The sequence below is a fragment of the Vibrio neptunius genome (genome assembly GCF_000967495.1).
GTDB lineage: Bacteria > Pseudomonadota > Gammaproteobacteria > Enterobacterales > Vibrionaceae > Vibrio > Vibrio neptunius.
The window spans coordinates 1-12,138 of record NZ_JXXU01000022.1 but is presented as its reverse complement, the minus strand read 5'-3'; the positions used below and the strand labels follow the sequence as shown (position 1 = coordinate 12,138).

General features: G+C 45.6%; 9 protein-coding genes. 7 read left to right on the top strand and 2 right to left on the bottom strand.

Annotated features, from left to right (window positions below):
- The first annotated feature begins 5 nt into the window (after window positions 1-5).
- The 6 genes from tsaB (at window position 6) to rnd (ending at window position 5,475) form a co-directional block, all read left to right on the top strand.
- Complete coding sequence (tsaB, locus tag TW84_RS08430) at window positions 6-707, top strand: tRNA (adenosine(37)-N6)-threonylcarbamoyltransferase complex dimerization subunit type 1 TsaB (protein WP_045975223.1); 702 nt, start codon at window positions 6-8, stop codon at window positions 705-707.
- A 20-nt stretch (window positions 708-727) separates the two neighbouring features.
- A complete protein-coding gene (locus TW84_RS08425) occupies window positions 728-1,030 on the top strand; it encodes a hypothetical protein (RefSeq protein WP_045975222.1) in 303 nt (100 codons plus the stop codon).
- 19 nt (window positions 1,031-1,049) lie between these two features.
- Window positions 1,050-1,607, top strand: a complete 558-nt coding sequence (locus TW84_RS08420; protein WP_045975221.1) for a Slp family lipoprotein — start codon at window positions 1,050-1,052, stop codon at window positions 1,605-1,607.
- A complete protein-coding gene (locus TW84_RS08415) occupies window positions 1,604-2,461 on the top strand; it encodes an alpha/beta fold hydrolase (RefSeq protein ID WP_045975220.1) in 858 nt (285 codons plus the stop codon). The genes TW84_RS08420 and TW84_RS08415 overlap by 4 nt, the downstream gene beginning before the upstream one ends.
- 110 nt (window positions 2,462-2,571) lie before the next feature.
- Window positions 2,572-4,260 carry a long-chain-fatty-acid--CoA ligase FadD gene (fadD, locus tag TW84_RS08410; RefSeq protein WP_045975219.1) on the top strand — a complete coding sequence of 563 codons (1,689 nt, stop codon included), beginning with the start codon at window positions 2,572-2,574 and terminating at the stop codon, window positions 4,258-4,260.
- 99 nt (window positions 4,261-4,359) lie between these two features.
- Complete coding sequence (rnd, locus tag TW84_RS08405) at window positions 4,360-5,475, top strand: ribonuclease D (RefSeq protein WP_045975218.1); 1,116 nt, start codon at window positions 4,360-4,362, stop codon at window positions 5,473-5,475.
- Between the two features lie 67 nt (window positions 5,476-5,542).
- Here the strand turns inward: rnd and TW84_RS08400 are convergent, their stop codons facing one another.
- On the bottom strand, window positions 5,543-7,102 hold the full coding sequence (locus TW84_RS08400) for a SulP family inorganic anion transporter (protein ID WP_045975217.1): 1,560 nt from the start codon (window positions 7,100-7,102) through the stop codon (window positions 5,543-5,545).
- Window positions 7,103-7,400: 298 nt separating this feature from the next.
- Window positions 7,401-10,316 (bottom strand): ribonuclease E, encoded by a 2,916-nt coding sequence (rne, locus tag TW84_RS08395; protein WP_045975216.1) that lies wholly within the window; start codon window positions 10,314-10,316, stop codon window positions 7,401-7,403.
- 558 nt (window positions 10,317-10,874) lie between these two features.
- Here rne and rluC point away from each other — a divergent pair.
- Window positions 10,875-11,819 carry a 23S rRNA pseudouridine(955/2504/2580) synthase RluC gene (rluC, locus tag TW84_RS08390; protein ID WP_045975215.1) on the top strand — a complete coding sequence of 315 codons (945 nt, stop codon included), beginning with the start codon at window positions 10,875-10,877 and terminating at the stop codon, window positions 11,817-11,819.
- Window positions 11,820-12,138 lie beyond the last annotated feature (319 nt).

The window sequence follows — 12,138 nt, the reverse complement described above, 5'->3', positions numbered from 1 at the left end:
ATTCAATGAGTGCAAAAATTCTTGCCTTAGACACGGCAACAGAGAACTGCTCTGTTGCGTTGCTAGTTAATGACCAGATCTATGTTCGTAGTGAAGTAGCACCACGAGACCACACTAAAAAGATCCTCCCGATGGTAGACGAAGTGCTGAAAGAAGCGGGGATCACTCTGGCTGAACTTGACGCGCTCGCGTTTGGTCGTGGACCGGGCAGTTTTACAGGTGTCCGCATTGGCATTGGTATTGCACAAGGTTTAGCATTTGGTGCTGATCTGCCTATGATTGGTGTTTCAACATTGCAAGCCATGGCTCAAGGTAGTTACCGTAAACATGGTGTGAGCCACGTGGCGTGTGCGATTGACGCGCGAATGAGCGAAGTCTACTGGGGTCGTTTTGTGCGTCAAGAAGATGGCATTTGGATTGCTACTGATGCCGAATGTGTTATTCCTCCGGCGGTTTTGTCTGAAAATAGCCAAAGTGACGAGCAACGTTGGCTGACTGCAGGAACGGGTTGGGAAGCGTATCATGAAGCGCTAGCGGAGCTGAAATTTGAAGTCTCTGCAGGAGAAGTTCTTTTCCCCGATGCGGAAGATATCGTGGCATTGGCTAAACTCGAGTGGGAAAAGGGTAACACTTTGACGGTAGAGGATGCGAGTCCTGTGTATCTGCGTGATACCGTTGCATGGAAGAAATTGCCAGGCAGAGAATAAGGTGAAATTAGACGGATAGTATGGTTTCGATTAATGGATTACCTCCTTCGGTTCCGGGGCCGAATAAGGCCAATAAAACTGGAAAAAAGAATGAGGTAAAAAAATCTCAGGGTCAGTCATCCGTTGGCCGACCTTCGAAAGTCGCCAATGCGGTGGCTCATTCTATCCGTCAGGTAAACGAGTCAGACATCCATAAAGCTCAAGTGCAATACGATTTGCCTGAAGGACAGGGTCGTAAAGCGATGGAAGAGTATATGAATGTGATGAATCAGTCTAAGCGTGATGAACTATCGCAGCTGTTAGGTGTCGATATTTATATCTAATTCTTTTGGTTAAGCTCTTATGATACCACGTGTTTTTAAACTCCTTTCTATGGTTAGTGTTTTGGCTACACTTACAGCCTGTAGTACGCTTCCAGAAAATCTTGCGTCAGATAATCCAGCTCTACAAACGGACTACTCTCGCTGGCAAGCTTCAGCATCACAAGCGCAGGAGTTACGTTTGGGGGGGGTTATTGCTAGCGTGACTAATCTGAAAGATAAGACACGAGTGGAGATCGTGAATTTACCAATCGGCTCGAATGGCAAGCCTGATATTGACCAAGAACCGCAAGGTCGATTCGTTGGATATATCAATGGCTTTGCGGATCCGGTAACACTCTCAAAAGGGCGATTGATTACTTTACTCGGTGATAGCCGTGGTACTGAAATCGCCAAAGTGGGTGACTATCGCTATGACTTCCCTGCTATGGATATCAAGAGTTACCATCTGTGGCGGATAGAAGAGCGCGTGATTGTTCACAATGACTTCGGGCCCTCGATGTATCCTTGCCGCAGTTTATATTGTCGTGACCTCACCCGCGGAACTAAACATGGCAAGGTGGTTCAAGAAGTTAAATGACCCGAAGAGACACTCGTTACCCCTTAGCAGATGGCTTCATAGCCGCTATTGAATACGGATACAGCCAGGCAGCGGATTGCTCTATTGTTTTTCTTCATGGCTGGTTGGACAACGCTGCTAGCTTTGAATCTTTGATGCAAGAGCTGCATCAATCCGCGCCAGAACTGCATTTGTGCGCGATTGATTTGCCCGGTCATGGCCATTCTAGTCACAAGTCCGGTAGTAATTTCTACTCATTTCATGACTACATTGACGATGTTTATCAGTTTCTGGCTAACTTATCGACAAACAGACTCGTGCTGGTAGGACATTCTCTTGGTGCTTTGATTGCAAGTTGCTATAGTGCCGCCTTTCCTGAGCAGATCAATGGATTGGTTCAGATAGAAGGGCGTGGGCCATTGGCGGAAGAAGAGAGCGAAACGGTTTCTCGGTTGAGAGAAGGCGTTTTGAGTCGTCAAAGGATACGCAGTAAGCCAACTAGGGCATTTGAATCAGATACCATTGCTATTGATGTTAGAGCAAAGGTGAATCAAATTGCTTGTGAACTTATCAGACCCATAGTCAAGAGAGGGTTGGTAAAGACCAACGATGGCTGGGTATGGCGTCATGATGAGAAATTGCAAAGCCAGTCTTTGTATCGAATGTCATTTGAGCATGCGCAATCAATCAGGCGGCAGATCTCCTGTCCGCAGATTGTGGTGCTAGGCGAACAAGGTTTTCCCCATTTGCAGAAGACACCGAATGATAGTCCCAATTCGACCGAAATTTTTACGGTTGAGGGAGGACATCACTGTCATCTGCAAGTCCCTTCTAGAGTATCTGACCTAATTTTTGGCTTAGTTAACAAAATTTAAACAAGTGTTTGAGTCTTTCGTGCTCAAGTTCTTTGCCTGTGTTGTAATGGACGTCAATAAAATCACGGCGTTTCGTCGACAACAGTCAGCTTAATTCGAGGAGTATTACCGTGGATAAACCTTGGTTATCACGTTATCCAAGTGATGTGCCTGAGCATATCAACCCAGATCAATATCCGTCATTGGTGGAAATGTTTGAACAGTCAGTACAGAAATATGCTGACCAACCTGCCTTTATGAATATGGGCTCGGTAATGACATTTCGTAAGCTTGAAGAGCGCAGCCGTGCTTTTGCCGCTTACCTGCAAAACGAACTTAAGCTGAAAAAGGGCGATCGTGTCGCTTTGATGATGCCAAATCTTCTTCAATACCCAGTGGCATTGTTCGGTGTTTTGCGCGCAGGATTGATTGCTGTCAATGTCAACCCTCTGTACACACCGCGCGAACTTGAACATCAGCTAAATGATTCTGGTGCGAAAGCCATTGTGATCGTATCTAACTTTGCTAACACATTAGAGCAAATCGTAGACAATACTCCGGTTAAGCATGTCGTATTGACCAGTTTGGGTCAAATGCTTCCGCGCGCAAAGGGCACCTTGGTCGACTTTGTGGTTAAGTACGTGAAAGGTATGGTGCCGAAGTATGATCTGCCCGGGGCGATTTCAATGCGTAAGGCTTTGCATAAAGGTCGACGTTTACAATACGTGAAACCTTTCATGTCTGGCGATGACATAGCTTTCCTTCAGTACACAGGTGGTACGACAGGGGTTGCGAAAGGTGCCATCCTAACTCATAGCAATATGATAGCAAACATTTTGCAGGCCAAAGGAATGTACGGGCCGGTACTAAAAGAAGGTAGAGAAGTGGTTGTGACCGCGCTGCCTCTTTACCACGTATTTGCTTTGACGGTGAACTGCCTATTGTTCCTTGAACTGGGTGGACGCAACCTGCTAATTACTAACCCGAGAGATATCCCAGGTTTTGTCAAAGAACTACAAAAGTGTCCGTTCACTGCAATTACCGGTGTCAACACGCTGTTCAATGCCTTGGTCAACAATGAAGATTTCCATGAGCTGGACTTTAGCAATCTAAAGTTGGCGGTAGGTGGCGGAATGGCCGTTCAACGTGCAGTTGCTGAGCAGTGGAAGAAGACAACTGGCGTACACCTATTAGAAGGTTATGGTCTCACCGAATGTTCTCCTTTGGTGACAGTTAACCCCTACGACCTCATCGAGTATACAGGAGCAATTGGTTTGCCTGTCCCCTCCACTGAAGTTCGTATTGTTGATGACGAAGGGAAGCCGTTGCCAAATACCGAAGTCGGTGAACTGCAGGTTCGTGGCCCTCAGGTCATGCAAGGTTACTGGCAAAGGCCCGAAGCCAGCAAAGAAGTCATCAATAGTGAAGGGTGGTTGTCTACAGGGGATATCGTTAAGTTCGATGATCAGGGTCTGATTCACATTGTGGACCGTAAGAAGGACATGATTTTGGTGTCAGGCTTCAATGTATATCCAAATGAGATTGAAGATGTGGTGGCACTGCATGGCAAAGTAATGGAAGTTGCAGCCATTGGCCAACCTCATGAAGTCTCAGGTGAACTGGTCAAGATCTATGTAGTTAAACGTGATCCAAGCTTGACGAAAGATGAGCTCATAGCCCATTGTCGTCAGCACTTGACGGGCTATAAAGTTCCTAAGCTAGTTGAATTTAAAGATGAATTACCTAAAACTAATGTCGGTAAAATATTGCGCCGTGTCCTGCGCGAAGAGAATGATGCAAAGTTAGCCAAGGCTAGCTAAAGTTAAAAATAAGCACAGCCAAGTGTTTAATGTTAAAATGCCGACCAATACTAGTCGGCATTTTTATTTGTAGACCCCATCAGTCACAGTGAGAACTTTGTGAATTATCAAATCATTACCCGTCCAGATCAGCTAGAAAAAGTGTGTGAACAAGCTAGAGGCACAGATGTTGTTATGCTTGACACTGAGTTTGTCCGAACACGAACCTACCACCCCCAGCTTGGTCTTATTCAGTTATTTGATGGTGAAACACTTTCTTTGATTGATCCAACAGTCATTGATGACATGACCGCGTTTGTCCACCTTCTCAAGGACACATCCGTGTTAAAGGTTTTACACGCGTGTGGTGAAGACTTAGAAGTGTTTAACAACAGCTTTGATTGCCTACCGTATCCTATGGTAGACACTCAATTGATGGCGGCATTTTTAGGTCATGGCCTGTCAACGGGTTTCGCTTCTTTGGTCGAATCTTATCTTGGTGTAGAACTGGATAAAAGTGAGTCGCGTACAGACTGGCTTGCAAGACCATTAACCGACAAACAACTCGACTACGCCGCAGCAGACGTCCACTACCTATTTCCTTTATATGAAAAACTACTTGAAGATATTATTCAAGCTGGCTGGTGGGAAGCCGCTCAGCAAGAAAGTGACTTGCTTGCAACCAAACGCATCAAATCACTTGATCCTGAAAAAGCTTATTTGGATATTAAGGGTGCTTGGCAGCTAAAACCGAGTGAGTTAGCGATATTAAAACCACTTGCCACCTGGCGTTTCAAAGAAGCAATTCGCCGTGACCTAGCACTGAACTTTATCTTTAAAGAGAATGATCTGCTGCTTGTTGCGCGCTTAGGCTTACAGAACAAACAAAGAATGGAACAGGAAGGTCTCGATATTCGTTCTGTGCAACGCCACAGCGCACGTATTATCTCTATTGTTAAATCAGCCAAAATGACGCCTGTTGATGAGTATCCGGCTAAAATTGAGCGTTTGATGGATATGCCAGGCTACAAGCAGAAATTTAAAACCCTTAAAGATGAAGTGAAAAAAGCCTCTCAGGCGTCTGGGCTTGCGACAGAGTTTTTAGCATCCAAGAAACAATTAAATCAGTTGATGAGCTGGGTGTGGAAGAAAGATCGTGATCCATCCACTTTACCTGATGTGATGCAGAGTTGGCGTTTGGATCTGATGGGTGACAAACTCAACAAATTACTATAATAATTAATGATAAATAAAAAGGGCTTCCCAATGGAAGCCCTTTTTATTTATTTAACCCACAAGCAAATTAACCCGCAAGTACATCAGTGGCGACTTTGTAGCTTGGATCTTCTTTTACGTTAATCTCTACCAAGCTGCCTGCCTTATCGAGGAGCTTACGACAATCTGGGCTTAGGTGGCGTAAATGAAGTGTCTTGCCCTGAGCAGAGTAACGCTCGGCCAGTGTTTCGATAGCTTCGATAGCTGAGTGGTCGGTTACACGTGAATCTGCGAAATCGACGATAACATCACTTGGATCTTCATGCGCATCGAAAATTTCAAGGAAGTTGGCTACTGAACCGAAGAATACAGGGCCGTGAATTTTGTACTCTTTAGAACCTTCTGCGTTGATACTTGTATCGGCATAGATGTGTTTAGCGTGTTGCCAAGCAAACATCAGAGCAGAAGCAATAACACCAACAAAGACGGCAATAGCAAGGTCGGTCATTACTGTTACGACCGTTACTAGTACGATTACAAAGAAGTCTTGCTTTGGTACGCGACGAGCCAGTTTGAATGTTGCCCACTCGAAAGTACCGATCACCACCATGAACATTACACCGACGAGTGCCGCTAGTGGGATCATTTCGATAAGTGAAGAAGCGAAAAGGATAAATATCAGCAGTGCAGAGGCTGCTACAATACCCGACAAACGACCGCGGCCCCCTGAGTTAACGTTGATCATCGACTGACCAATCATCGCACAGCCACCCATAGCGCCAAACACGGAACATGTCATGTTTGCCATTCCCTGACCAATACATTCACGGTTTGACTGACCACGAGTGTTCGTCATTTCATCTAAAACTGTCAGTGTAAGCAGAGACTCAATCAGACCAATTGCGGCAAGAATGAGAGCGTACGGAAGGATAATTTGTAGCGTTTCTAGCGTTAGCGGGACTGCTGGGATAGAAAACGTTGGTAGTGAACCTGCCAGCGTCGCAGCATCATCACCAGACATAGTGCGTAGGAAATCAACAACGGTACGTGTTTCTAGATCTAAGCCTACAACCAAAGCGGTTACAGTAACGATCGCTACTAAGGAAGAAGGAACTGCGGTAGTGAACTTTGGTAAGAAGTGAATAATCGCCATCGTTAGTGCGACTAAACCCAGCATCAATATCATCTGATCTTGAGGTAGCCAAGTTAGCATACCGTTAATGTCCGGCGCTTTGAACTGACCAAGCTGAGCTAGGAAAATAACAATCGCTAAACCGTTGACGAAGCCGATCATAACAGGATGTGGCACGATGCGGATGAATTTACCTAACTTAAATAGGCCAGCGGTTACCTGAAAGATACCGGCCAGTAATATGGCGGCAAAAAGATACTGGACGCCGTGTGATGCTACGAGAGAGACCATTACGACAGCCATTGCACCTGTTGCGCCCGAGATCATACCTGGACGCCCGCCAAAGATGGAGGTGATAAGGCCAACAATGAATGCAGCGTATAGACCAACCATAGGGTCAACACCTGCAACGAACGCAAAAGCAACGGCTTCAGGAACCAAGGCTAAAGCAACGGTCAGGCCAGATAACACGTCATTTTTTACAGAGTGTTTTGAAAATTGAGGAAATTCAAACATGCTTGCTCAGTTATGCTAAATGTTTACGGTAATTCTGAATATCAGAGAACGAAAGTTTGTCGTATAGGTTCTAGCTTAGTTTTCATGTAAGCAAAATGCGATGTAAAAGAGCACTGAAAACCAAACAAATGATTCAGATCGAGTCGGCGAATGCTACCTAAAAGTGTGATTAAGTTCAACAATGAAGCAGGTATTGGCTAATATTTGTGACAAATAGTGAGAGTCGTCATGCTCTTCACTGAATACACACAAAAAAACAGCCCCGTCATGGGGCTGTTTTTATTTTCATCAAACCTGGCTAAAAGTTTTGAGGTTTTGCCATTGCAGCGCTGGCTTTATTGCTAGCGACTTGGCTACCTGCTCCTTTTGACAGGTATCGATCTTCTCGGAAAGGCGCAGCAATCACAGTAATATCTTTCATCTCTGTGGTGCCTGGGGCTTTTGCCATAGGGGCAGAGGCATGACCTTTAAATGCCTTCGGCACAACGATGTCAGAGCTTACAGTCACTTCAGTTGCTGTAACCGCTTCTCGAACAGTCTTCTCTTGCGCAGTTTCTGTCGATGCTTGGACTTGTTCAGTAACAGGCGTTTCCGCTAACTGAGTTGCTTCTACAGGTACGGTTTGCTCAACTACAGGCTCAACCACTGATGCTGGTCGACGAACAATCACTTTACCCATGGCCATTTCAGGACAAGCAAATCCACCAAGTGCTGAAGTAGTCACTTCTGGAGCCGCAGCCTGTTCAGCTTTCGCTTTGTGCTTCGGCTCTGGTTTAGAGATACCGTAGCTCGGCATGACTTTACCCATTGCCATTTCAGGTGAAGCAACGCCACCTTTGCGTAAGCGGAATGGGTTAGGACGACGATCGCGACCACGACGACGGCGCTGACCGCTCGCACGCAGATGACGTGGAGAGCGGCGATTACGGCGTTGTTTTGGTTGTTCAGCCTCTTCCACATCCGTAGCTACTGTATGCTCTTCTACCGCTTCAGCTTTTGCTTCTGTAGTAACTTGCTTCGCATCTTCATCCGCTTTCGCTTTTGCAGCTTGGTCTTTGACTCGTACTTGCTTAGATAGCTTGCGGCGTTGACGACGTTCTTTCACTTTAGCGGCTTTCTCTTCCGCTCGCTCTTTGCGCGCTTCAGGTTTGTCAGTCTGTTGAGCGTCAGCCGCTAGTTTCAGACCTTCTTCAGCAACTTTGTTTGGCTTCGCATCATCGCGTTTGTTACGGCGATCTTGCTTAGGTTTACGGTTTTGCTGTTTACGTTCATTAGGCTTCGCTTCATTCGCAGCTTCGTCACGCTTGTTATCACGTCTGTTATCGCGCTTATCGTCACGGTTGTCGTTTCGATTATCGCGATTGCCACGACGACGGTTGTCGTTACGGTTACGGCGGTTACGATTGTTGCGGTTACCCTCTTTACGCTCTTTAGGCTTCTGTTCTTCTTGCTTCTCTTCTTCTTTAGCTGAACCAAATAGGAAGCTGCCTAGTGCTTTAAAGATGCGGTTTACGAGTCCAGGTTGAGCCGTTTCAGTGTCAGCTTTCGCTTTCTTCTCAGGCGCTTTTTTAGCGACAGGTTTCGCTGGAGCAGGTGCAGACTGGGTAGGTGATGCGAAGCCTTTTAGGGCAGGCTCTTCAATCTTCTTCGCTTTGACTTCTTGCTCTACTGGCTCTTTACCTTCTGCTTCCTTCATCGCATCGAGCTTTTTAGGAACTAGGTAAGAAAGCAGATCGAACTCTTCACCTTCACGTACTCGAATCACTTCAAAATGTGGCGTTTCCATATCTGAGTTAGGAACCACAGTGATCTTAGCTTCTTGAGTACGTTCAATATGGTTGATTGAACGACGTTTTTCATTCAGAAGGTAAGATGCAATCGGGACAGGAACCACAGCCAGAACTTGCGCAGTATTGTCTTTCAGTGCTTCTTCTTCTATCAAACGAAGAACAGAGAGGGCAAGAGATTCATTATCGCGAACGACACCAGTACCGCTACAGCGAGGGCAAATGTGGTGACTTGCTTCAGCTAGAGAAGGACTCAAACGCTGACGCGACATTTCTAACAGGCCAAAGCGCGAGATACGACCGATTTGAACACGAGCACGATCAAGACGAACAGCGTCACGCAGACGATTCTCAACCTCGCGTTGATGGCGTACCGGCGTCATATCAATAAAGTCGATAACGACAAGGCCACCTAGATCACGAAGACGAAGTTGGCGAGCAATTTCATCGGCCGCTTCAAGGTTGGTGTTCAATGCCGTCTCTTCGATATCGCCGCCTTTCGTTGCACGGGCAGAGTTGATATCGATAGAGGTCAGAGCTTCTGTTGGATCGATGACAATTGAACCACCAGAGGGTAGACGCACTTCACGTTGGAAAGCCGATTCAATCTGACTTTCAATTTGGTAATGACTAAATAGGGGCACCTCACCGTCGTGTTTCTTGACTCGGTTAACAAAGTCAGGACGAACAAGGCGGATGTGTTCTAGAGCGCGTTCAAAGATAGTATTGCTATCAATCAGAATTTCACCGATATCACGACGTAAGTAATCGCGAATAGCACGAACGATAACGTTACTTTCTTGATGGATAAGGAAAGGAGCTGGGTTCGCCTCAGAAGCTTGTTTGATAGCGCCCCAATGGTTGAGGAGAACATTCAAGTCCCATTCAAGTTCTTCGGCGCTCTTTCCTACACCCGCCGTACGGACAATAAGCCCCATACCTTGTGGCAGTTCTAGAGTGCTCAATGCCGCTTTCAGTTGCGTACGCTCATCCCCTTCGATTCGGCGAGAAATGCCACCTGCACGAGGGTTATTTGGCATCAGAACAAGGTAACTACCTGCAAGAGAAACAAAAGTCGTGAGGGCTGCCCCTTTGCTGCCACGTTCTTCTTTCTCTACTTGAACAATTACTTCTTGACCTTCAGTCAGCACCTCTTTAATGCTTGGGCGACCTTGGTAAGTGTAACCTTCAGGAAAGTATTCGCGGGCAATTTCTTTTAGAGGAAGGAAACCGTGTCGCTCTGCACCGTAATCGACAAAAGCTGCTTCCAGACTTGGTTCGATGCGAGTAATACGTCCTTTGTAGATGTTTGCTTTTTTCGATTCGTGGCCTGGGCTTTCGATATCTAAATCATATAAGCGCTGACCATCAACCAAAGCAACACGCAACTCTTCTTTTTGAGTTGCGTTGATTAGCATTCTTTTCATTGATAAATCTCGTTGTCATTCTATGTTGTCTTGCTGCCTTAATGTATCTTTCACGGTGCCTGATCCCATGGCTTAAATTTGTGCAGCCTCCCGGCTGGAGGGATGCTCTTTGGGCACGTCAGTCTTACAAACAATTTTGGCTTGTAAGCCGCAATGATGGCGGATAATACTCAACATGAAAGATTTTTGAGTAGGGCAACAAGTTGTACTAACTCCGAAAATGTCTTACGCCATGTGCTGCATTTTGTTAAATTAGCGGCTACTCAATGTCTTGCTCAAAAATGAATAGGTTTGTTTAAAATGCAACCTAATCATCCATTGCAGGTGTGAACTATAGCAGTACCCATTAAAGTCAGCAATCTGCTTTATTATAAAACGCTAAAAAACCCATTTTTTATTTTTGTAAAGCGCTGTATTTAAAAGATTTGTTTGATGGTTTTTGAGAATTGTAAATATGTTGGTGAATTTTTATTCGTAGCGTAACAGAAACTCATTCTTAGAAAGAGATTTACCAAATCGTCACCTAGAAAATGTGAACTAGAATGGTAGAATATCGAAATGAGCGAAATTAGAACTAAAGTCCAATTTGTCGATATCGACGAAGATATGGCTGGTCAGCGTATCGATAACTTCTTACGTAACCAACTTAAAACTATCCCTAAAAGCATGGTTTATCGGATCTTGCGCAAGGGAGAAGTACGCGTAAACAAAAAACGAATTAAAGCTGAATATAAATTGAAGGCGGGGGATTTGGTCAGAATTCCTCCAGTCACGATTGAAGAGAAGCAAGACGAAGTCGCACCGAGTACCAAATTGATTAAAGTCGCTGAGCTAGAACATATGATCATCCATGAAGATGAACATATGCTTATCCTCAATAAACCTTCGGGCACGGCAGTTCACGGAGGAAGCGGGCTTAAATTTGGTGCGATTGAAGCTTTACGAGCACTGAGGCCGCAAGCTCGTTTTCTTGAACTAGTACATCGTATTGATCGTGATACTTCAGGAATCCTTTTGGTTGCGAAAAAGCGCTCAGCGCTGCGTCATCTACAAGCTCAGTTTCGTGAGAAAACCGTGCAGAAATACTATTTCGCGTTAGTGATGGGGCAGTGGAAGAGTAGTTGTAAGGTTGTAAACGCACCACTATTGAAAAATGAAGTGAACAGCATCGTCCGTGTCAACTCTCAGGGTAAGCCTTCTGAGACACGTTTTAAGATTATTGAAAAGTTCGCTGAGGCTACTTTGATTCAGGCCAGTCCAATAACAGGACGTACACATCAAATCCGTGTCCATACTCAGTATACTGGCCATCCTATTGCTTGGGACGACCGTTATGGTGATCGACGCTTTGATGCTTACACAGGAAAAGTTGGGTTAGACCGACTGTTTCTTCATGCCGCTAATATTAAATTCAAACACCCATCCAATGACGAGTTGATGGAAGTGAGTGCGCCAATGGAAGTAAAGTTGGAGAAGGCGCTAGCGGGTTTACGTAAGCTTTAAAGGCAGGCTTTGCCTGAGAAGTGGGAACGGACTTCGTCCTATGGATCGCTTCACTAATGGAACGGGCGTTGCCCTATGGAACACTTCGTTGCGGGATAACTGGATCGGGCTTCGCCCTGATAGAAAGAAAAAGCTTCTTTTTGGTCATTCCATAGAGCGACGAAGGAGCGAGTAGGGAATCTCTGATTACATTCGACTCGCATTAAGAGATCCCCAACTCGTTCGTACCTCTCTCTCGAGGCTGACTGTTTAATCTATTGAAATGACAAGGGTTGCTACAATGTACCAACCCTGCATAATTTTCCCGCATCCCGCATCC